15 protein-coding genes are annotated in these 23,196 nt (G+C 35.2%); 3 read left to right on the top strand and 12 right to left on the bottom strand.

The genetic code is table 11. From position 1 onward, the window contains the following. Positions 1–41: 41 nt before the first annotated feature. Together ZPR_RS09310 and ZPR_RS09305 are read right to left on the bottom strand one after the other, a co-directional pair. Positions 42–1,850 carry a RagB/SusD family nutrient uptake outer membrane protein gene (locus tag ZPR_RS09310; protein WP_013071392.1) on the bottom strand — a complete coding sequence of 603 codons (1,809 nt, stop codon included), beginning with the start codon at positions 1,848–1,850 and terminating at the stop codon, positions 42–44. An 18-nt stretch (positions 1,851–1,868) separates the two neighbouring features. Continuing rightward, complete coding sequence (locus tag ZPR_RS09305; RefSeq protein ID WP_013071391.1) at positions 1,869–4,895, bottom strand: SusC/RagA family TonB-linked outer membrane protein; 3,027 nt, start codon at positions 4,893–4,895, stop codon at positions 1,869–1,871. A 733-nt stretch (positions 4,896–5,628) separates the two neighbouring features. Here ZPR_RS09305 and ZPR_RS09300 point away from each other — a divergent pair. After that, positions 5,629–6,165, top strand: a complete 537-nt coding sequence (locus tag ZPR_RS09300) for a hypothetical protein (RefSeq protein WP_148211696.1) — start codon at positions 5,629–5,631, stop codon at positions 6,163–6,165. 82 nt (positions 6,166–6,247) lie between these two features. Here ZPR_RS09300 and ZPR_RS09295 read toward each other — a convergent pair whose 3' ends face one another. The 5 genes from ZPR_RS09295 to ZPR_RS09275 form a co-directional block, all read right to left on the bottom strand. Then, positions 6,248–7,732, bottom strand: coding sequence for a TolC family protein (locus ZPR_RS09295; RefSeq protein WP_013071388.1), 1,485 nt, complete (start codon positions 7,730–7,732; stop codon positions 6,248–6,250). Beyond that, positions 7,722–10,886: an efflux RND transporter permease subunit gene (locus ZPR_RS09290; RefSeq protein ID WP_041578809.1), complete on the bottom strand. Its 3,165-nt coding sequence runs from the start codon at positions 10,884–10,886 to the stop codon at positions 7,722–7,724. Before ZPR_RS09290 ends, ZPR_RS09295 begins: the two co-directional genes overlap by 11 nt. A gap of 208 nt (positions 10,887–11,094) precedes the next feature. Continuing rightward, positions 11,095–12,177, bottom strand: coding sequence for an efflux RND transporter periplasmic adaptor subunit (locus tag ZPR_RS09285; protein WP_041578808.1), 1,083 nt, complete (start codon positions 12,175–12,177; stop codon positions 11,095–11,097). Between the two features lie 156 nt (positions 12,178–12,333). Beyond that, positions 12,334–12,771 (bottom strand): hypothetical protein, encoded by a 438-nt coding sequence (locus tag ZPR_RS09280; RefSeq protein ID WP_013071385.1) that lies wholly within the window; start codon positions 12,769–12,771, stop codon positions 12,334–12,336. Between the two features lie 585 nt (positions 12,772–13,356). Next, positions 13,357–14,049: a hypothetical protein gene (locus ZPR_RS09275; RefSeq protein WP_013071383.1), complete on the bottom strand. Its 693-nt coding sequence runs from the start codon at positions 14,047–14,049 to the stop codon at positions 13,357–13,359. Positions 14,050–14,312: 263 nt separating this feature from the next. Between ZPR_RS09275 and ZPR_RS09270 the strand changes: the two genes are divergently transcribed. Both ZPR_RS09270 and ZPR_RS09265 read left to right on the top strand, forming a co-directional pair. Further along, a complete protein-coding gene (locus ZPR_RS09270; RefSeq protein ID WP_013071382.1) occupies positions 14,313–14,996 on the top strand; it encodes a LytR/AlgR family response regulator transcription factor in 684 nt (227 codons plus the stop codon). A gap of 99 nt (positions 14,997–15,095) precedes the next feature. Further along, positions 15,096–15,386 carry a hypothetical protein gene (locus ZPR_RS09265; protein WP_013071381.1) on the top strand — a complete coding sequence of 97 codons (291 nt, stop codon included), beginning with the start codon at positions 15,096–15,098 and terminating at the stop codon, positions 15,384–15,386. A gap of 721 nt (positions 15,387–16,107) precedes the next feature. Here the strand turns inward: ZPR_RS09265 and ZPR_RS09260 are convergent. From ZPR_RS09260 to ZPR_RS09240, 5 genes are read right to left on the bottom strand one after another with little or no spacing between them, the layout of a single operon-like run. Next, on the bottom strand, positions 16,108–17,847 hold the full coding sequence (locus ZPR_RS09260; protein ID WP_013071379.1) for a DUF4369 domain-containing protein: 1,740 nt from the start codon (positions 17,845–17,847) through the stop codon (positions 16,108–16,110). Next, a complete protein-coding gene (locus tag ZPR_RS09255) occupies positions 17,837–20,041 on the bottom strand; it encodes a hypothetical protein (protein ID WP_013071378.1) in 2,205 nt (734 codons plus the stop codon). Before ZPR_RS09255 ends, ZPR_RS09260 begins: the two co-directional genes overlap by 11 nt. After that, entirely contained in the window at positions 20,038–21,300 is a 1,263-nt protein-coding gene (locus ZPR_RS09250; protein ID WP_013071377.1) for a BatA domain-containing protein, read from the bottom strand. The genes ZPR_RS09255 and ZPR_RS09250 overlap by 4 nt, the downstream gene beginning before the upstream one ends. Continuing rightward, positions 21,301–22,194, bottom strand: coding sequence for a DUF58 domain-containing protein (locus ZPR_RS09245; RefSeq protein WP_013071376.1), 894 nt, complete (start codon positions 22,192–22,194; stop codon positions 21,301–21,303). Next, positions 22,195–23,190: an AAA family ATPase gene (locus ZPR_RS09240; protein WP_013071375.1), complete on the bottom strand. Its 996-nt coding sequence runs from the start codon at positions 23,188–23,190 to the stop codon at positions 22,195–22,197. Positions 23,191–23,196 lie beyond the last annotated feature (6 nt).

Raw genomic sequence — 23,196 nt, 5'->3', positions numbered from 1 at the left:
TCTTACATCTCCTACCGCTTAGAAATTAAACTACATTCAAATTAATATCCCGGATTCTGTACCAAGTAGCCTTCTACATTAGAAGCTCCATCGATCGCTTCCTGCGGAATTGGAAAAAGTCTGTGTTGTGGGTCACTATCTGACTTTGAAGTCCACGAATCTTCATACGTTCCAAATCTAATTTGATCCTGACGACGGTGCATTTCCCAATAGAATTCGAACCCTAATTCTCTATATAAAGTTTCAAGATCTATCGATGATAATGCAGCCGGAGTTTGATCTGGCCTTGCATCACGAGAAGTTCTTACCGTATTTACATCTTGTAGAGCACCAGCATTATTACCCATTCTTAATTTCGCTTCAGCTCTCATTAAATACACATCGGCCAAACGTAATAATATAAGGTCTACACTACTGTAGTTGTTACCATCGTCTGAAGTTTTACTAAACTGCCATTTAGCAAAACGATAACCACTTGCATAACCAGCACTACCATCCAGGCTTATATTTAAAGTATGATCGACGTAATAAGTAATATCCTCAGGATCAGATCCATTTTCACGAGCTTCAGCCAGAGGATAAATTCTATAACCCGAATTTCCATTAGCATCGGTTCCTGTCATAAAACTACCCGATCTGAAATTTTGCTTTCTAGGTGCCCACATCGTTCCACGAATAATTCCGCGGTCGATTTCAAAGTCAGCTCCTGCTATAAAATAATGGTCTTTATCACTTAGCTTTCCTAAAGTATCGTTTTTATAAGGTGTTAATCCCGAAATATCTTCCAGCTCAGCTGGTACTTGCGCATTTTTTTTGTAGAATCTTGCATCTGCATCTGCAGGATCCTCATTACCATAAGCATCAACCCAGGTTTGATAAAAATCTGAGGTCATTGCAGGACCATCGGTCCCATCCATACTTAAGTAAAAATCACCAGGTCTTGGAAAAAGCGAACCAGACATGGACCAATATGCCCAACGGTTATGATCATTATTAAGAACACCGCGTAAATCCAAAGCAAAAATTAACTCTGAATTATCATGATTTTCATCATTAAAAAGATCAAAATATTCTGAGGATAATGAATACCCGCCATTATTAATAATATTATCGGTGTATTCTACCACTTTTTGCATATCAGCATCAGTAAAATTAGGCGTTCCATAAGGATCTCTATACACCGCGGCATTTAGATAAAGTTTCGCTAAAAATCCGTAAATCGCATCTTCAGTCATCCTACCGGGACCATGTTCATTATTGATATTCGCAAGTGCGGTTAAAAATTCAGATTCGATATAAGCCACTGCTTCTTCTCCCCTTAAAATTTCAGAGGTTTCAGAAGTTGTTTCTTTTTTAAAAGCCAGTCCCCAACTATCTAAAAATAACAAGTTTTCATAGGCCCTTAAAGCTCTCATTTCAGCTAAAGCTTGTACCGCCTCAGCGTCACCGGTTTCAGCAAGAGGAGTTATTACATCTATTGCAGCCACCGTTCTAAATAATGCAGTAGTTAAATAGCTCCAGGATTCGGTTACCAGACTATTGCTTGAAGACATTAGATGCCTGTGTGCTGTGGTATAGGTATCGTTATCTGCCCATTGTGTACCGCCTAAACCTGTTCTGGGAGGTAAAATTGCTTCGTCTGACGGGATTTCCTGTAAACCAAAATAACGGGTATGTCTAAAGGTTTGTGGAAGAATTCCGTAGGCTGCGGCCATCGAACCCGAAACTGGTTGTACGAGGTCTTCAGATCCTGTTAATGATTCGTCTAATATTTCTTCTTCTAAATCTGTACAATTTGTAAATGCCAATACGCTAAGTCCTGCAAATACAGTTAGAATTCTATGTTTCATTTTTTACTACTTTTAAAATTAAAAGGATACATTTAAACCAAAAACAACCGTTCTGGCTTTAGGATAGGTGTAATAATCGATACCATAAGATTTTGAATCACTACTACTTCCTGTATTTAATTCGGGATCAAATCCGCTATAATCGGTAATTACGAATAAGTTCTGCCCGGTTACCGATAATCTGAAGTTCTTTATCCAATCTCCCAGCCCAACTGCAGTTGGATCTAAATCGTAAGCCAAAGTAGCATTATTTAGACGTAAAAAGCTACCATCTTCAAGATACCTTGTAGACACCGTATTACTGTTTGTGGCGTCCTCATTACGAAATTGGATCGCCTGATCTGTTGTATTAAGGGAGTTTGAAATTTGCGTCATATTAAACAAACTCATTCTGGTATGGTTATAAATTTTGTTACCGCTAACACCATTAAAATTTAAACCTAAATAGAAATTTTTATAATTAAATTTCGTGTAGAAAGCATAAAGAAAATCTGGAACGGCACTTCCTGAAGATACACGATCACTATCATCGATCTGACCATCACCATTAATATCTTTAAACTGGTTTAAGCCGTCTGGGCCAATACCTTCAAACTGTCTTACAAAAAAGTTACCAATTGGTTGATTGTTCATATACCCATTAATGGTTGCGCCTGTTTGCCCCGAGCCTTGTGCAGTACCGGTAGTTACAATCGTAAATGGAGAATCGGTAATTTCGTTTTTGATATAAGAGAAATTCCCTCCTATATTATAAGAGAAATCTTTTGTTTGATCGCTCTGGTAATCTAAAGAAAATTCTAATCCTGAATTTTCAATTTTCATATTAGGAATATTTTGCCAGGTATATCCAACCTCATCGATAGGATCCTGCGTAGAGAAATAAAGCAAAACATCTGTGGTTTCCTTTAGGAAATAATCTACTGTTCCTGTTAATTTTTGATCAAAAAGTCCAAAATCGATCCCGATATTTGTTTGTGCAGTTTCTTCCCATTGTAGGTCTGGATTTGCGGTACGTGCGAAAACTAAACCATAAGGATAATCTTCTCTGGTCGTTTCGTTTCCATTTATGGGGTAAATATCATTGTCCTGGAAACTTTCGCCGTAACTCAAATTGGTTTGCTTAGAAGGAATTTCCTGGTTACCTGATTTTCCCCAACTTGCTCTTAGCTTTAAGTTGCTGAAAACTGAATCATCCATAAAATCTTCTTTGTAGATATTCCAACCTAAGGCGAAAGATGGAAATACGGCATACTCATTATTTTTACCAAATTTGGTAGAACCATCAGAACGTACTGTTGCCGTTACCAAATATTTGTCGGCATACTCGTAATTTACCCTTCCAAAGAAAGACTGTAACTCATTTTGGACAGCATCTGAAGATTGAGTATTATCTTCTCCTCTTGCTTCTCCAAGTTGATATCTAGGCTCGATACCATTATCAGGAAAATTTGTAAAATAGAAGCTTTTATTATGAACGTAGAACTTCTGATAAGAATGTCCTGCTAAAAGACCTAAATCATGATCCCCAAAAGCTGTTTCATAATTTAAAGTATTTTCAACTAAGGTATTTCGATTAGTAGTAAACGAAGATCTTATAGAGCCCTCTGCATAATCCGGATCTGCAGAGTATGGTATTAATTGTTCATCTCTATCTGTTTTGGAATAATCCACCCCTAAGTTTAATTTGTAAGTTAAGCCATCAATGATCTCTAGAGAAGGAGAAATATTCGCAATCATTCTATTATTGAAAGCATAATCCCCATATATATCTTCGATAATCAACGGATTGATTCCTGTACCGAAAATTGTGGGCTCCCAATCAGTATACGCAGGTGTTGTTGGGTTTAATGACAACATATTACTCACCATAGTCTGGATATCCGGGCGTTCATTTTCGGTTCTGGTAGCAGATAAGTTTAAATCTACCTTTAAACGATCATTTAATCCTTTTTGGGTGACATTTACTCTACCCGAATAACGTTTTAAATTACTATTATTTAATATCCCTTCCTGATCTCTGGCACCTAAGGATGCGAAATAAGAAGTTTGAGAAGTTCCCCCGCTCATCGAAAAATTGACATCATTGGTAATGGCGGTTCTGGTAAGTTCATCCTGCCAATCGGTATCAGCACCATTATCACTTAAACTTCCTCCGATTTCCTGAACTACTCTTCTAAATTCATCTGCAGAAAATACATCTATTTTATTGGCAATAGAAGAAATAGCGGTAGAAGCAGATACATTCATTTGTGTTCTTCCTGCCTTTCCTTTTTTAGTGGTGATTACTACCACACCATTTGCCGCACGAGAACCATAAATTGCTGCAGCTGAAGCATCTTTCAATACGTTAATCGATTCAATATCTTCCGTATTAATAAAATTTAATGGATTTGTAGGCATTCCCGTAGAGGAATTATCCAGTACAAAACCATCAATAACATATAATGGAGAAGTACCGGAACGAAGTGTCCCTACACCTCTAATCACAATATCCTGACCTGAGCCTGGTTCACCACTGGCATTAGTGACATTTAATCCGGAAACCTTACCCTGTAATAAATTACCGGGGTTCGTATTGATACCTTTATTGAATTCTTCTTCACCTACAGAACTTACAGCGCCGGTTAAATCTGATTTTTTTTGAGTACCATATCCAACGACAAGAACCTCGTCTAAAGAAGCGCTATCTGTTTCTAACTGGATATCATAATTGGTTTGTCCGGTTACTCTTTTTTCGAAAGTTTTAAAGCCTACAAAAGATATCTGAAGAATATCTCCTTCCTGAACTTCGATTGTATATTCCCCATCAAAATTAGTGGTTACCCCATTGCTGGTACCTTTAACCATTACGGTTGCTCCAGGAAGTGGCACACCCTGATCGTCAGTGACCACACCACTAATTGAGCGCTGAATGGATTTATTGGTAATCGTAAAGTCTCTTGAAGGCATACTTAAAGAAGTAGCTTCAGTAGCTTGCGAAAAAAGTAAAACTGAAAGTCCAAATAATACCTTTTTCGATTTTAATTGTGTAATTTTAAAATACATTTAGTTAAGTAATTGGTTGCACAATGCTTAATTTTAATAACCGCAGTTGTTGGTAGCTTCTGCGGTTTAGTGTTTTTTAGAGTTTGCTTTGGATGAAAATCACATAAGATTTTTAAGTTATCATTAACACGATGCAAATTAATGAAGAAAGAAAAGAAGCTGTTTTAAATGAAGATTATGTATAGTTTAATTAGTGCAAAAACGTTTTAATAAAGAAATTGATGAATTTTCACTAAAAATAATTACTAAAAATTATTATATCAAAAATTTAAATCACCAAAAAATAACACATCACTAATAAGTTGGACATTATTACATTTCGTTTTTTTGTTTAAAAATTTAAAAAGGTTAACATAGATTAAATCAAAGCTAACATTGGAGTAAAACACTGTTAACTTAAAATTAAAAGTAAATTTTACGTGGATGTTATATATCTAACCACTAAAGCAGTAATTATATATTTTCGTGCCTATACTTCTATTAGGATTAACAGATCAACTGCCACAGAATTATTTATATCCTGAATATTAATTATGCTACTGATTTGAGCACTACTCCTGTTTTCAATATATCATTAATAAGCTTGTGGAAGTGGAATTAAAAGATTCTTACTCTTTCTAAACAAACCTCTGAATATTATATTTCTTTTTGTCGACACCAATAAATATTATTCGGCTATTTATACTATTTTTTAGACCATAACGTTATTTTCATATGTTTAAAAATATTAAGTTTGAAATATTCTTTAATAGTATTGTTTTTAATGAGTTTCCCTTGCTTATATGGACAGCAAGAAAATTTTTTTAAAGAAGAAACATCGCTTAGATTGAGCCAAAGCAAATTGTCTGATCGGATCTATGGAGTTGGGAAGTACAAGCATTTTAAAAATAATTTTGAATTTATGAAGCAAAATTTTTTAAAACTTGAAGTATTCGTAGGAATTTTAGAACACTATGATTTTATGACTGCCGATCGTTTATTAAAATACTCTTATGGTGCTAAATTAAATGCCCAGTTATCCTCAAAAAGCCTGCTATATATTTCTGGGCAATATATTTCAAATCCTTTTAGTAGCATTTATGAAAATACAAGGATACCTATGGATCCGCTTTTTCCTACTTCAGGAATAAGTTTTGGCATAGACTTTCAGCTCAAAAATAATATTAACCTAGATATTGGCAACAAAACATTATTACCAGATGACGATACTTCAATTTTTAATCCTACTCCTTTAAACATGACACGTGCAAAACTCAAAATTGGTTTTTGAACTTGAAAAAGAAAAAGCTCTCAGATATATAATTCTGAGAGCTTTTTCGGCAATTTAAATAAACAAACAATAAAACAAAAAATTAATCTTTATTCCAGCCGCCACCAAGCGCCTGATACATATTCACAACAGCCGTCATTTGTTGCATTTTAGTTTCTACAAGATCAAATTTAGATTCCAGGGCATCCCTTTGGGTCATTAACACCTCCATATATTCTGCTCTTGCATTTCTAAACAATTTATTCGAGATCTTTATCGACTCCGTTAAGGCATCTACTTCCGCAGCTCTTAAATCATAACTCTTCTTAAGATTATCGATTTTAGACAATTGATTGGCCACTTCTATATAGGCTTTCAAAACGGTTTGTTCGTAATCGAAAGCCGCCTGAATTTGCTTGGCATTTGCAGTTTTATAGGCTGCTTTTATGGCATTTCGGTTCACTAAAGGTGCTACCAGATCCCCTGCAACAGAATAAATTAAGGATTCTGGTGTATTTAACAGGTAATCCGGATTAAAAGCCTGATACCCGATATTCGCTGAAATCCCGAATGAAGGATAAAATCGGGCTTTTGCAACTTTAATATCAAGTTTTGATGCCTGAAGCTCAAATTCTGCCTGACGTATATCCGGCCTGTTCTGTAATAATTGCGCCGGTAAACCAGCATCGATTTGCTTTGGAAGTATCGTTGCAAATGCTTCAGTACTACGCGCTATTGGTTGTGGATAACGACCAACAAGGAAATTCAGCTTATTTTCTGTTTCCGTAATTCTTTGCTGAATATCATATTGTAAGCTTTTGGTATGTAAGACTTCTGCATTAAATTTACTTACCGCAAGCTGGGTAACACGAGCGGCCTGCATCTGTAATTTTACAATCCTGTAGGCTCTTTCCTGAATTTCGATATTATTTTTCACAATCTGGAGCTGATTATCTAAAGCCAGTAATTCGTAATAAGAATTAGCAATTTCAGCTATCAAATTGGTTACCATAAAATTTCTTCCCTCTACGCTGGATAAATAGCGCATCACGGCAGATTTTTTAGCGTTATGAAGTTTGTTCCAAATATCTACTTCCCACTGCGCATTTAAGCCTATCATGTAATCAGGAAGTGGATCCGGAAAGGCCTTTCCTTCTTTAATCTCCAAATTCTCTTCTACTGCTCCATCGCGTGTATATTTACCCACTTTATCAACTCCAGCACCTGCTTTTAATCCAATTGATGGTAAATATTCACCTTTTCTAGCCTGTACTTCACTTTGAGCGACCTTTAGCTCCTGCAGCATAATATTTAACTCCTGATTATTTTCAAGCGCGGTATCAATTAAAGCTATCAGGTTGGGATCATCAAAAAATGTTTTCCAATCTATAGAAGCCGAGCTTGTAGTATCTGCGGAATTAAAACTTTTAGTAGCAAGAGAATCCTGGGAATTATGATAATTCCCGGGAACCTCTTTACTTGCGGTTTTCTCTGATAATGAAGGTACACAAGACGTAATACTCAGCATAATTCCTGCTGTAACGCCTAAATAAGAGAAACGCTTATATTTTTTAAATCTATTTATCATAATCAAAATCTTCTGTTAATGGATTTTCGTCTTCGTATTTAATCAATGATTTTCCTTCAGCAAGACTTCCGAAAATGTAGTATAGTCCTGGTACGATAATTACACCGAATATGGTTCCAAAGAGCATTCCTCCAAGTGCCGAAGCTCCTAAGGTTCTGTTACCTACAGCTCCTGCTCCGGTAGCAATGATCAACGGAATTAAACCGGCAATAAATGCGAAAGACGTCATTAAAATGGGTCTAAAACGCACTTTAGCTCCTTCTATGGCCGCTTCTAATACACTAAGGCCTTCACTATGTTTCATAACGGCAAATTCAACGATTAACACAGCATTTTTACCCAGAAGCCCTACCAGCATGATTAAACCAATTTGGGCATAGATATCGTTTTGAAGTCCCATTAACTTTAACAGCATAAACGAACCAAACACTCCTACAGGTAATGAAAATATTACCGATAACGGAATTATAAAACTTTCGTACTGGGCAGCAAGCACAAAATACACAAAGACCAATACGATTAAGAAAATGTAAATCGATTCGTTCCCTCTTCGCGCTTCATCATACGATAATCCTTCCCAGGCGATGTCGTAGTTTTTAGGAAGCGTTTCTTTGGCAACTTGTTTAATAGCATCAATAGCGTCTGCTGTGGTATATCCTTCAGCCGGTAATCCACGAATTGCAGCCGAATTGTACATATTAAAACGAGTTACCTCATTTGGACCCTGTAGTTTTTTCAGTTTCATAAATGCAGAATACGGGACCATTTCACCATGATCATTTTTCACGTACATGTCCAGAATATCTGAAGGTAGACGTCTAAACTGAGGGTCTGACTGTACATACACCTTAAAGAAACGGTTGTATTTAATAAATCCCTGCTCGTAAGTACTACCAATTAAAATATTCAGGTTTTCCATAGCATCGCCAATGGATACTCCTTTTTGCATGGCCAGTTCATTATTGAACTCTAATTCGTACTGTGGATAGTTGGCGGCAAAGAAAGTAAACAGCCCTTTTAGCTCCGGACGTTTTCTTAAATTCTCCATAAACTCCTGATTGATCTTATCGAAATCCTGATAATCGGTTTCCGTATTTTCATCTAATAGACGCATAGAGAAGCCTCCAGAAGAACCGAAACCTGGAATTGCCGGTGGCTCAAAGAATTCGATAACCGCACCTAGGTCTTTGGATTTTTCCTCCAGCTCTTCCATAATTTCGGTAACTGTATGTTTACGGTCAGACCAGTTTTTAAGGTTAATTAAACAGGTACCTGCGTTAGATCCACGCCCTTCAGTCATAATTTCATAACCTGCCAACGAGGATACCGATTCTATTCCTTCTACTTCTTCACAAATACTCTGTAACTTTCTGGAAACTTCATTAGTTCGCTCCAAGGTTGCTCCCGGAGGTGTTTGAATAATGGCATAAATAGTTCCCTGGTCTTCACTAGGCACAAAACCAGAAGGTAAGACCTGACTTTCAAGATAAATACCGGCACAAAAGGCTACTAAAATCCCGAAGGTTAACCATCTACGACTTACCATTCTTTTTAATATACCAACGTATTTACCGGTAAGCTTATCGAATCCTGAATTGAATTTATCTAATCCTTTAGTAAGGAAATTTTGTTTATGCTCTTTACCATGGTGATTTTTAAGCAGCATCGCACATAAAACCGGCGTAAGGGTAAGTGCTATAATTGCTGAAATCACAATGGAACTGGCCATGGTGATCGAAAACTGTCTGTAGAATGTACCAACTGGTCCAGACATAAATGAAATAGGCAGGAATACCGAAACCATTACTGCCGTAATAGCAATAATTGCACCCCCTATTTCTCCAAGCACCTGTTTTACGGCTACATAAGGAGAAATATCCGGATATTCATCAAATTTTGCGTGCACGGCCTCGACGACCACAATGGCATCATCTACCACGATACCAATGGCAAGTACTAAAGCAAACAAGGTTACCAGGTTAATTGAAATTCCGAAGAATTGAATCACGAAAAATGCCCCTACCAAAGACACCGGAACCGCCAAAATAGGAATTAAGGTAGAACGCCAGTCTCCCAAGAAAATAAACACTACAATAGCTACCAGGATAAAAGCATCACGTAGGGTGTGAACCACCTGTTCTATTGAGGCATCCAAAAATTGAGATACATCATAGCTAAGCTTATAATCCATACCAGGAGGGAAATCTTCTTTCATTTTCTCCAGTTCGGCCTTAACTTCTTCAATTACATCACTGGCATTACTACCATAACTTTGTTTTAATACGATCGCCGCTGATGGATGACCGTCCAGATTAGAATAGATATCAAAAAACTCACTTCCTAACTCTACCCTACCAATATCTTTTAATCGCAAACTTTGCCCATCGGGGTTTGCCCTAACAATAATATTCTCGTATTCTTCAGGTTCGCTATAGCGACCTTTGTAGGTAAGTACGTATTCTAAAGACTGTGCCTTTATTCCTGAACTTCTACCTAAACGTCCTGGCCTACCTACGATACTTTGCTCTTTCATTGCCTCCATAACTTCATCTACAGAAACATTATAAGCACGCATTCTATCTGGGTTTAACCAAACACGCATGGCATATTTACGGCTACCCAAAATAGTAGATCTCGCGATCCCTTTAATCCTGTTTATTTCAGGAATCATTTTTACGTTGGCGTAATTGTATAGAAATTTTTCATCCATACTTTCCTTTTTCGAGTAGAGGTTTACATACATTAACATACTCGGCTGGATAGGTGTAATCACTACCCCTTCCCTTTGTACCAACTCTGGTAATAAAGGCATTACCTGATCGACCCGTGTTTTTACCCTTACCACGGCATCATTAGGATCCGTCCCAGGTTCAAAGATCACTCGTAATGTGGCCTCACCGGCACTGGTTGCATCTGTTGCCAGATAACGCATTCCCTGCACCCCATTTATTGAATTCTCCAAAGTAATAAGGGTAGATTTTACCAATACATCTGCACTGGCGCCCGGATAGGCTACAAATATATTTACTGTGGTAGGCGCAATTTGGGGAAACTGCGATATAGGCAGTTGTTTTATTGCTAAAGACCCCATAAATACAATTATAATAGAAATAACAATTGCAAATACGGGTCTATGTATAAATCGTTTAAACATAGTCTTATTAAATTTTACTCGGTATCGAGATTTAAGTGATGATTATTAACACATGCCTCATTTCGAAACGAAACAAAAACCATCAAAACATTTTTTATAAATGCCTATACAGATTAACCTATAATGTTCAATCTGTCAGGAATTTGAAAGGTTCTTGAAATTTTAATTCTAAAAAAACCTTCCAATTGCCAATTTTCATGAAAATAAATTACTCGGCATAAAGTTCAAGGTGACCTATAACCTCCTGAGGATCTTCAAATTCGTACTCGATCTCATCTCCTTCTCTAACTTTACGAAGTCCTTCTAAAAGAATTTTATCATCCTCAGTAATTCCATCACTTATGGCATAAATATGCGGAAGCTCACCGGCAAGACTAATTTCTCTTGCTTCGATTTTATCATCTTCGTTTATAACATATACATAATGCTTACTTAGCACCTCGAATGTGGCTTTTTGGGGAATTAGTAATGAGTTATTAAAGGGGACTTTGGTAAGAACACTACCGGTTTCACCATGTCTTAAAAGACCTTCTGGGTTCGGAAAACTTGCTCTAAAAGCAATATTCCCGGTTTCGTTATTAAATTCTCCTTCGATAGTTTGTACATAACCATCATGCTTGTAAACCTGGTTATTGGCCATCAGCAATTCTACTTTTACCGTATCATCTTCGTGAATGGCTTGCTGATAGTCCAAATATTCGGCTTCAGGAACATTATAATAAACCCACATATCGCTGTTATCGGATAAACTGGTAAGTAATTCTCCTTCTTCCACCAAACTTCCTAACTTTAAATGAAGTCTGTCTACAATTCCGTCAAAGGGAGCTCTAATTTCAGTGAATTCTAAATGTACCTGCGCTAGCGACTTTTCAGCCTTTGCTTTTTCTAACTTAGCTTTTGACATTGCTAATTCGTTAGGAGCAACAACATTACTATCGGCTAATTGTTTGGTATTTTCGTATTCTATTTCGGCAAAATGGGCTTCAGCCTCAGCCTTTTGTAATTCGGCTTTGTAAAGCTTAGGCATAATTTTAAACATTAACTGCCCTTTTTTCACAAACTGTCCTTCATCTACATAGATATCTTCAAGATAACCTCTCTCCTGCGCCCGCACTTCTATATTTCTTATAGATTGAATTTGCGCTACGTATTGATTGACGACCAGGGTATCTTTACGAAGCGGGCTTGTTACCAGATACCTGGATTTTTCTTCTTTCTTTTCTTTGTGGGATTCACAGCCCATGCCTAAAAACATAGCACACAGACTAACAATCATGAGAATTCTACTCATCATAATTTCAAATTTAAAAGTGATAAAAATTAGGGGAAACCTTATGAAAGTCTATAAATCACCGCTAAACATAAACCGATAGACAAATGCTTTAATAGACTATTTTTAAAAATTGAAGTTTGCTGGATTGTAGATAAATAATCCAGACTTAGAAAATCATATTCTAAACACGCAATATCTCACACAAATAGATGGGTAAGATGAAATTTTTTGGTGCTTTGAAAAATAAGGTTCGTAATCACGAAGACTGTTATCGTGATAAGCAGAAAGTACAATGTAGAAAAGACCGGTAACGTAATCGCCAGTCTCTATATTTTTTTTTGAAGCATCAGTATCTGAATCCGAATCATTTTGTGCTTCTTCAATTTCGATCTCTTCAGTTTCAGAAAATTTTTTGTCTGGATTGGATCTTGATTTTTCATGAATTAGTGCATCACTATCATCAAAATAATCAAAACCTAAATCCAGTTGATCCTGAAAACAAAAGTCGTCTACAATAAAATCATTATTCTCCTGTAGATTACTGGCATGAAGATGGCCATAACCATTAAGGAGGAGTAGAAAAAACGATATGTATTTAAACAATGATTTCATTTGCAGCGCCAAAGCTATAGAATCTTTGGATTACCTACAAGAACTTCTACATTATTTTACATAAAGCAAATAATTATTTAATATTCAGTAAAATAAGGTTGTATTTTTTTAGAATAAACAAGATTTAAAGAGGGGTTTCTAAGCAAAAATTCAATAAAAAACATCAATAACTTAAAAAATTCCATAATTTTTCCAGTTTCTTGACATGGTATAATAAGTTGAAGGTTTGAAAGTTTGAAAGTTTAAAGTGCAAGAGTTCAAAATTCTAGATTCAAGGTCTTAGCTTGTTATATAGCCGTCGGTCTTCAGCTTTAAGTATTCACCACAAACATTTAAAATTCAAAATTTTATGTGCAAAACTCTATTCTCTACATTCTAACTGCTAACAGCAGAGCGAATATAACATTGGCAAATCGGCAAATCGCAACCGTGGGTTTTATATCCTTAAACGATATCAATAAAATACTTCTACTAAGTAACTCATGAGCTTGACATGAGCTACTTAGTAGAAGTTATTTTTCATGGATCCAAATATCGATAGTTTGGAACGGAACCGCAACACCTAATCTAGATTATCAAGCAAAACTATATTAAAAACTTGTCACTTTTTAACCTGGAAAACAATTGTTTATCTTCCAGTACATATTTAAGATGACTTTCTAAAGTATGACGCTCCTGTTGATCAGAAATATTAGGTATTAAATCACGGTAAAGGGATTCTAATTCAGATTGTAATTCTAAGCCTCTTTTAACGACAAAGTCCCTTCCCTTATTTCTTAATTCCTTACATTTTAATCCATTTTGCTTTCTCCTGTAATTGGCAAGTTTATACTGAGATTTTAATCCTGATATGTAAGCTTTTTTATGAAAGCAAAGATTTTTAAATAGCGTCTTAAAATATAAACGGTTTGATTCATCCAATGCCTGAGAATAAAAGCAAAAAGCATCTTCGATTTTTTGGTATAAGGCATTGATCTGGAAATCGATAGGAATATCCTCTATTTCTTTCTCTAATTTATTTAGGATCAACACTTTTTCTTTTGCTGTGTACTGATCCTGGTAATTAATACGAATGGTACCAAGCCCTGCTTCCAGATTTTTATAAAAATTGCCTTTTTCACAAAAGCCACCATCAGTAGTAAATGCCAAACATCTAATATTAGCATGTTTTAATTCTTTTAAAAAATGCCGCTCATTTGGTTTAATTTGATGTTTCTGCCTAATTTTTCGTAAGGTTTCGCGGTAGGATATATTCCCGTTATTTGCTAATGAGTTCATGCTGGTTAGATTTTTTCTGGTTATTTTACAAATCTAATTAATCACTACGCTTTAAACTCTTTCAGAAAACACAAGCTTTACTTAATATCCGGTTAAAATTTTAATCAAACTGATTAAAAAAGAGAAAAAAAACACACAAATTAGTGTCTTTAATGAATTAAAAAAGTTATTAACAATATATCAAATCAAAAGATATAATCAATATTTTGGTTATATTGTTAAATAAATTAACACTTAATTAGTTATTCCTCAAATTGGAAGTAATGAGATGTATAATTGTTGATGACGAAGAATTACAGGTTTCTTTATGTAAAATGCTAATTCAGGAGCATACCAATTTAAAGCTTGCAGGAACTTTTGGGAGTGCGCTTGAAGCATTGAAGTTTATTAAGTCGAATCAAAATATTGATTTAATATTTTTAGACATAATGCTTCCTGATATTAGTGGATTTGAATTGCTATCTCTACTGAAAGATTCTCCTCAGGTTATTTTAATATCATCGACTACAGAATATGCTATTGAAGCATTTGATTTTGATCATGTTCTTGATTATCTTCTAAAACCAATTAAAAAGAACAGGTTCTTAAAAGCAGTCGATAAGGCTATTGGCAAACGGAAAGTACAAATGAGCATCCCTAAATCATTCTATGTACAAAGTGATAAGCGCCTAATAAAAATTAATCCTAACGACATTAATTATGTTGAAGCTTGTGGAAATTATGTTTTTATTCATCTCGAAGCTCAAAAAATTTTTACTTACTGCAGCTTAAGAAAGTTGATTGAAAAATTAGACTGCGAAAATTTTGTACAAACACATCGCTCTTATATTATTAATATCAATAAAATAAAAGATATCGAAGATAATAGTGTCTTAATAGGGAATAAAGTAATACCTATTAGTAGGAGATTTCGGAAAAACGTATTAAATAGCATTGATGTGATTTAACTACTTACATATAAAATCCTACCGCTTATCCTAAAAATATAACCGCCTGCATAATAAATATCTTAGAAGATGAATTGATTTGTAATTTAACGATAAGAAATGTACGTAGGAATGGCTACAAATGGGAAAAATCACTTAATTAAAATATCTGGTGTGTTGAATGCTTCCATTAAAAGTATTGAGACTGAGTTACAATCACATTTAGAAAAGGCGAAAGATATTTTAAACATAGATATTAATAGTATCTCTGAAATAGATTTGCCAGCCGCTTTCACACTTTATTCTCTTAAAGAAAAAGCCAAACAAATGGGTAAAATTATCGATATCAATAAAGAAAAATGTTATGCTCTTAAAAAGTTACAAAATTATAAGATAGAAAAATTATTATAGTTGAGATTACATTGGTTAGATCAAGATCCGGAAGCGGAAACAAATCCCATAACTCCTGCTTCCGGAAATTTTAAACCAACGTATAAAATACTAGATTTTAAAATTTTGTTTTGTTTTTATTTTTATATCAATCGTTAGTTCGTTATTAGTTATATTAACTAAAATGAGATCCCCGAAATGCAAAAAGCCTGAAATCATTTTTCAGGCTTTTTTAATTTGAAATCTGGATAGATATCCATCAAGAATTTTTATTTTTTGATCTTTTTAAAAGAATATAAAAAATAACTACCGCAAGCACGTCAACAATGGCGACAATCAAAGTTATTTTTTCAATAGTACTCATCAATTATTAATTTCGGAATTTCAAAATTACATATAATACTTATAAATTAACGAAATTTTAGGAGAGAAATTTTAAGTAAATATCATTACAAACTCTGGATTTCCATAATTTATCATTTCTACAAAAATGGTAAAACTAAAAAGGGAGCAAATGTGCTCCCTTTTACCATATTATTCCAGTTTGTAGGCTAATACAAATTAACGAAACAATGATTAGGTTCAACAAACATACGGTTTCACATAAAATATAATAAGTCCTTTGTGTTAAAATCAACTATAAAAATAGTTAAAATTTCTTATTCCCTTCTGTAAACCTTCTTATTCCTAAACTACCAGAAATAGTAATTATTGTATTAGCGACTGCTTAATTTTTAAAATATCATTTTTTTAACTTAGGATGTAACCATAAAAAGCTCACGCATCCTATAAAAATAAAATAAAACCAGTATACATTAATTGGCTTTAATAACAGCTCCTTTTCTTGAGCTTCTGCAACATTATTAAAGTACGATTGACTATTTTTTAGTAAATTACTACGCCTTTTTGTACTCCAATCATCATCCTTAAATACATAAAATTTAAAATTTAAAATGCTATCATCAGCTGATAATTTTAAATGATTCCAGCCCTCTTTCTCAGGATAAATCCTTGCTACATACTCGTCTGATATATCCGCATGTTGGAGTAATGCAATATGATGTTCTAAATTATCGGTTAGTGCTGGTCTTGCCAAAGCTGTTTTAATACGAATATCTACTGGGACATTAACTAAACCGATATCAGTTACTAATTGCCAGTTTACACTTTCCCATGATGGCTTAGAGATCTCTTTAAAAATACCTGTCCAAATTTCCCTGTACACCGGTTTGTTACCCTTTAAAAGCAATTGATACGTATTCTGAAAAACACCGCTACCCACTTTCCCCCTACCTAAATACTGATAAACTGCCAGATTATCTTCGACCTCTAATAAAGAGTAAGTATTTGCTGTTTTCTGAAAGATATATGGATATTTATAAAGCTCAATCTGCGACTCATTATGCCACTTCATTTCTGGCAAACCATCAAATTGAGTGACAAAATTTACAAATGTTTTTTCCTTAAAATTATCTTCAACTTGCTGGACATAAATACCTAAACCATCTTTTTTAACGGCCGATTCCAAAATCTGCTTTTCATTTACAGAAAGCTGGCTAAAACCAGGTGTATCGAGGACTAAAACATCAAAATCCTTAAGAGAATCCTCAGTGATACCGGAAAAAACTTGTGTTTTAGTATTCAAATATTCATATTTAAAGCGATTGCTTGTTAACTGTGTTCTAAGGGTAATTTGATGTCCCTCTTCTGCTAAGAAATTCTTGAGATACCGGGTTTCAAAATTTGGAAAATTATTGAGGATTAATATTCGCAATTTTTTGGGGGCATTAATCTTAACGGGAAGGGGCTCCTGTATTACCTGCTCCCCTATCGAATCTATAACTGTTAATTGATAAACAAATTCACCTGTAAGTTTAGTCACCGCATTCAGTTTAAATTCACCATCTCTTATCACGGCTGAATCAAGCTTATTGCCGCCAAAATCCTCTAAATAAACTTTATTACCAGGTTTTGATTTATAAAAATGAGCCCGAATGTTTACATTTTCACCTTGAAAAACTGTTTTTGAATATTTTATTTTATCAATTCCAGGTGGCAATTTAGAAGGTAGGTAAACTACATCCTTATTTTCAAATTGAAACAGGTCGTATTCTTCAATACCATAACCCAATAGAAAAACCTTGGCCGTCCCTTCTAATTTTGGCTTTATAAAATCTCCTGATTTATAATCGACGGTCGTTATTTTTGGATATATTTTTTTTAAACTATCTAATTGGGTTTTATCGGCTCCACCAGTAATTACAATAGCTTTGTTACTATTTTTCTTATTTGGATAAGCCGGTCTTAATGCAATCGCCAGCAACGAAAAAATAGCTATTAAACCTATCGAAACTCTTAGATAAAAAACGCTTTTTCGAGTATTACCATATTCCTTATAGACCAAAGCGATGAACAAAACCATCCCACCTAAAAGGTAAAAACTTAAAAGCCGATCATTTAGAAATGTAATTTCACTGTTCATAAGCCTCCAATTCTTCCAACATTAATTGATCCAGATTGTTTTGATATGATCTGGATGGTATTGCTTTATCTTTTGGCTTTGGTAAGGCTTCCCACAAAGCATGCTGAATTTCCTGTAGATTAAAACCTTCAAGCTGGCCACCACTTAGCTTCTTTAAAGCTTTTAAAGTACCTAAAAATTGTCCGGGCTTTTCAATGGCTTCTCTTGCCAGCTCTATACCGGCTTCATTAAATATTTCTTTACTCCTTTCGCTTAATTTATCAGATTTACTTTCCTGTAATTTGCCCAATTCAGCAATTGCTTTCCTAATTCCTTCAAATATTAAATCCTGCTCATAATCCTGCGTTGTTTGATAGCTCCCCACATCTTTCAATTCACCCGTTAAACGCTTATCTTCTTTCAATGGTGGCGGATCAAAACCTATGCGATGTACATAGATGCGTGAACTATTTTTAATATTCTGGATTAATTCTAAGGCGCGATATTGGTACTCGAGTGAAGCTTTTGGCTCATAAATCCGTAACTGTAATTCGGCATCCCACATCTGGTTTATCGCCTGCCGCAACTGCGTTTTTAATGATTTTGCAAACAAAGTAGATTCTTCTGGATCTTCGTGATTATGTACATATTTTTCTAATGGATCTTCTTCCTCTTCTTTATGCCCATGTTCATGTTCTTCGACCAAGTTATGCTCATTATCACTATCGTGTCTATGCGAATATGCCGCAAGTAAATCCTCTTCGCCATCCAGACTTTCAGCATTTTCAGACGCCAGGCTTCCTTCGGCTTCATCTCCCATAAACTGCCCGTATTTTAAGCGCAAGGTTTTTTGATCAAAACCAAGATTATTGCTTCTGCTCTCAAATTCCTTTCGGCTAATCTCAGGTTTTTCATTGATTAGTTTTTCAGTATCAATAATAAGTTGACGTTGACTCCTAAAATAATCCGGCAACAAATCAACCCCCATACCACTGGATTCCATATAATCCATTTTTACAGTGTCTTTAATCTCCGCAAAATAGGTTTCACTTCGCGTTACATTGGCTATTGGTTCCTTAAGATCTAAAGCTTCAACATAAAAATAAAGTTCATCTCCGGGTTCCATGTTCAGGCGATCCATATCTATCTCCTGAAAAATTTCCTGGCTTTTTGCACCCGAATTAATCGATTGCTGAAATTCTATTCTTTCTTCCCTAAATTTCACCGATTCCCCACTACCCTTGCTTACCGTAGCAATAATATATGCCTCGTCAATTCCGAAATCATCTTTTATTCTCGAGCTAAACTGAAGCTTTTTTTCATCGGAAAAATTAAATGATGTAAATTGATCTAAATTTTCAATCTCGATCACCGGGTTTTCATCCTCAAAAACGCTAATACCATGAAGATCTGAAATATATTCGTTACCCAACGAATCAAAATACCGGAAATTATAAACTACAGGTTCGTTGATTTTCTTGCCGATTTCAAATCGCTGTTTGTCGCCCTTCATTTTATAAGAATGAGATTGAAACTCTAGAATAACCGAATCAATTTTTTGATCAAAATCCACCGTCCAGTGTACCTGCGAATTTTCTAGGACTTCAATATCCATTTTATCACTGCGAAAGCTGCCGATTCCCGTATAATTTGGATACCGAATATCCACAGCAGCATTTGCTATAGCCGGAGTATCGTTTTCTACAGAAGTTGAATCTACTGCAGTAAACTTCACTGAAGGTTTTATCTGATTGTGTTGAAATTCAGTCATAGTACGCAGTCCAATTCCAAAATACTGAAGGCCAAAACCAATTAGCAGGCAACAAAACAATAGAATCACAAGACTTTTAAATGATACCGGCGGTTGAAGTGTTTGAGACCGCTTCTGAAATCGCTGTGCAATTTTCTCCTTCTGTAATCGCCCAATATTGGATAACTCAACATCCTTTTTTAGAAGCAAAGCTGCACTATATTCAGCCTCAATAAAACGGGTATCTATAAATTTTACAACCTGCGTAAGCCCTATTTTAAATGGTTTTAATAACAAAATTGAAACGATCAATAGCACTATAAAAACAATTGGCAAAATCCAAAATTTGATCTCTAGGCCACATAAAACAATTAATGGAGCCATGGCAAACCCTATAACTTTTAACCAGGCATAAAGCTGCCAGCGTTTTTTAAAATCTAAAAGAACTTTTGCTCCCTTTCTCATTGCTCCCTATGTTTTGAAACGATTCGTTCTATACTAAAAAACAATAAAAAGGCTAGCCAAAGCCAGGGTGTCAAATCCAATCGCACTATATAGCTTTTTTTAGATTGGGAGTTAAAAACAGGCGCTAAAAGTTCTTTGTCTATATTTCGAATATCAAACTCTGTAATTTTAGAATCTATTTTAGGATGTAAACCAATAAGCGGTAAAAGATTTTCAGCCAGATGCTCTTCTAAAATATTTTTTCTGTGTAGTGTATCTGTAAGCTTAAAAACACTGGGTTTTTCGGTCTTTTCGATTAATTTTTCAGCGTAGGCATCCGGCTTAAAAATTAAAATAGTATTACTAAATTCCGGTAATTCCTTTGCACTTAACCATATCAAAATTCCAGGATTTCTAACTGAATTTTCAATTTCAAAATCATTAAAAACAACCGGTCTTTTTAGATATTTCCCCAGTGCAGTAAATGAAGTTTTCAAATATTTAACCTGAGCTTCAATCATCAAATCGTCATAAAACTGAACACGTATCGTATCTAATTCATGGCGCAATACATTTTTAGTAATATGATAATTAGTGCTATCTATAGCAGCTATTCTTATTTTTGAAAATCGCCCTAAATTTTGTTGAATATTGAATTCTAATAACTCTAGCGAATCTTTAAACGAAGTCATTTCTATGATTTCACTAGTACTTTCTGTAGAATCGATAACAATCCAGTTTACTTTTTGCGCAATTTCGGGTCTTTTGCCATTAATTCCGTTTAATCTAGCTTTACTAAAAACGACAAGACTATCGCTATGCAGCTTAAAAAACTGCTGCGCCAATTGCCAATATTGGGGATTTTCAAATGCTCTTTCTCCAATATTAGACACTAAATTTTCTTTGTCATATTCAGGAAAATTTTCAGCGAATAAATACACTTCATTTTTATCCATTATCGAATCCAAGGCTTCTCTTAAGCTTTTTAACTTCAATAGCGATGGTTCAACCACATATGCAATTTTAAGATTTGAACGTTTTGCAATCGATACAGGAGATGCCAGAATAAAACAGACCAAACTGATTAAAATTAGCCGTAAAATCAATAAAAAAAATTCATTAAACTGCAATCTACTGCTCTTAGACGTCTGGCTTTCTTTAATTAGCCTTATGCTTCCTACTTTTATGGTTTTTCCCTCGCTCCTATTCCATAAATGAATAGCAATAGGAACCAAAAGCCCTAAAAGACTCCATAAATAAGTGGGGTTTACAAAAGACATTTACGCTAATTTAATTCGTTTTTTGAGGTATAATTTTAGAGTTTCCGTTAATGGTTCGTTCATTTTAAACAATTGATAATCGATCCCATTTCCAAGGAAGAAATCTTCGTTATCCTTTATACTCTTTTTCAGGTCTTTTAAATATTGGGCTTTAGCTTCTTTGGCAGTAATTTTTACTTTTTCGCCAGTTTCCATATCCTCAAAAGTAAGTGTGCCCTTATACTCAAATTCCATTTCCTGCTCCCCTATTATTTGGAGTACAACAACTTCATTTCGATCTGTTTTTAGAGCTTTTGCAAATTCCTGCAACTCGCATGTATGCTGATGCATATCAGTAATAAAAAACACGATCTCTTTGCGATGATGACTATGAATTTGATTGAAAGAAGCCGAACTTTCCGGCCACTTTCCACGATTGTCGATAGCAATTAATTCGTGTAATAATCGGTTAAAATCTTTTTTTACGGCCCTGGGATAAACAGCCCGTAATTCATGCTGATTCAATGCAAAAAGTCCAACATCATCTCCCTGGTCATACGCCAAATATGAAATAGATGCCACCATAATTCTCAAAAAATCCATTTTGGTAATCTTATGCTCACTGTGTCCCATCGAAGCGCTGGCATCCATAATAAATTTTACACTAATCTGAGATTCGATCTCCGATTGTTTGATGTAATAGCGTCCAGATCTGGCCAGCATCTTCCAGTCTAGCAAACGTAGGTCGTCACCAGCTTCGTAACCGCGATATTGACTAAATTCCATCCCGACACCAAGATGCCGACTTTTATTCAGGCCTTGCAAATAACTATCAACGATCACACGGGACATCAGGCTCAATCCTGAAATTTCCCGAACGATCTCTGGTTTTAAAAGTTCCTGATACGTATCCATCTAAAAAGCGATATTCTTTAATAGATCTTTAGTAACATGATCTGAAGTAATTCTTGCCGCTTCAGCTTTAAAATTTACGATTACCCGATGTCGCAGCACAGGGTAAGCTACCACATTAATATCTTCCTTCGTTACTGCCAGTCTTTTTTGGGATAATGCCCTGGCTTTTGCAGTTAAAATCATTGCCTGTCCTGCACGTGGTCCCGCACCCCAACTTACCCACTCTTTTACAAAATCAATGGTCGTTGTTTCTGGGCGTGTTGCCCTTACTATTTTACTTACGTAACCAATTAGATCATCGCTTATAGGCAGCTCTCTTACCAATTCCTGCAAACGCAAAATTTCTTCTCCGCTAATAACCGGATTGACCTTCTTTTTTACGGAACTCGTTGTACTTTTTAAAATACTGGTTTCTTCCTGCTCGCTTGGATATCCAATTTTAATGTATAAAAGAAAGCGGTCCTGCTGGGCTTCCGGCAAGGGGAATGTTCCCGATTGTTCAATAGGGTTTTGAGTGGCCAGAATAAAAAATGGCTTGTCCAGCTTATAGGTTTTTCCTGAGTAGGTAACTTCAAACTCCTGCATAGCTTCCAACAAAGCGGCCTGGGTTTTAGGGGGCGTTCTGTTAATTTCATCAGCCAGAATAATATTCGAGAAAATAGGGCCTTTATTAAACTCAAAAAACTTTTTACCGGTCGTATGATCTTCCTCTAAAATTTCAGTACCAATAATATCCGATGGCATAAGATCTGGTGTAAATTGAATCCTTTTAAACTTTAGCGCTATCGCATCAGATAAGGTTCTAATCATTAAGGTTTTTGCTAACCCTGGAACACCTTCAAGCAAAGCGTGACCTCCTGCTAGAAAAGTGATCAATAACTGTTCTATGGTTTCTTCCTGACCAATAATAATTTTCCCGATCTCCGTTTTTAGAAGGTCAATTTTGGTGGTTAGGTCTTTTACTTCTTTTTCAAGATTTAGTAATTCTTCATTCATATTTTA

The sequence above is a fragment of the Zunongwangia profunda SM-A87 genome (assembly GCF_000023465.1).
In the GTDB taxonomy this organism is placed as follows: Bacteria; Bacteroidota; Bacteroidia; order Flavobacteriales; family Flavobacteriaceae; genus Zunongwangia; species Zunongwangia profunda.
Note: the sequence above shows the minus strand (reverse complement) of the source record. Positions and strands in the feature narration are given on the sequence as shown.

Coding starts and splice junctions, on each gene's coding strand:
- ZPR_RS09250 (WP_013071377.1), bottom strand. CDS start 21,300: ATGTCTTTTGTAAACCCCACTTATTTATGGAGTCTTTTAGGGCTTTTG.
- ZPR_RS09265 (WP_013071381.1), top strand. CDS start 15,096: ATGTACGTAGGAATGGCTACAAATGGGAAAAATCACTTAATTAAAATA.
- ZPR_RS09260 (WP_013071379.1), bottom strand. CDS start 17,847: ATGAACAGTGAAATTACATTTCTAAATGATCGGCTTTTAAGTTTTTAC.
- ZPR_RS09280 (WP_013071385.1), bottom strand. CDS start 12,771: ATGAAATCATTGTTTAAATACATATCGTTTTTTCTACTCCTCCTTAAT.
- ZPR_RS09290 (WP_041578809.1), bottom strand. CDS start 10,886: ATGTTTAAACGATTTATACATAGACCCGTATTTGCAATTGTTATTTCT.
- ZPR_RS09275 (WP_013071383.1), bottom strand. CDS start 14,049: ATGAACTCATTAGCAAATAACGGGAATATATCCTACCGCGAAACCTTA.
- ZPR_RS09310 (WP_013071392.1), bottom strand. CDS start 1,850: ATGAAACATAGAATTCTAACTGTATTTGCAGGACTTAGCGTATTGGCA.
- ZPR_RS09270 (WP_013071382.1), top strand. CDS start 14,313: ATGAGATGTATAATTGTTGATGACGAAGAATTACAGGTTTCTTTATGT.
- ZPR_RS09295 (WP_013071388.1), bottom strand. CDS start 7,732: ATGATAAATAGATTTAAAAAATATAAGCGTTTCTCTTATTTAGGCGTT.
- ZPR_RS09245 (WP_013071376.1), bottom strand. CDS start 22,194: ATGGATACGTATCAGGAACTTTTAAAACCAGAGATCGTTCGGGAAATT.
- ZPR_RS09285 (WP_041578808.1), bottom strand. CDS start 12,177: ATGAGTAGAATTCTCATGATTGTTAGTCTGTGTGCTATGTTTTTAGGC.
- ZPR_RS09240 (WP_013071375.1), bottom strand. CDS start 23,190: ATGAATGAAGAATTACTAAATCTTGAAAAAGAAGTAAAAGACCTAACC.
- ZPR_RS09305 (WP_013071391.1), bottom strand. CDS start 4,895: ATGTATTTTAAAATTACACAATTAAAATCGAAAAAGGTATTATTTGGA.
- ZPR_RS09255 (WP_013071378.1), bottom strand. CDS start 20,041: ATGAGAAAGGGAGCAAAAGTTCTTTTAGATTTTAAAAAACGCTGGCAG.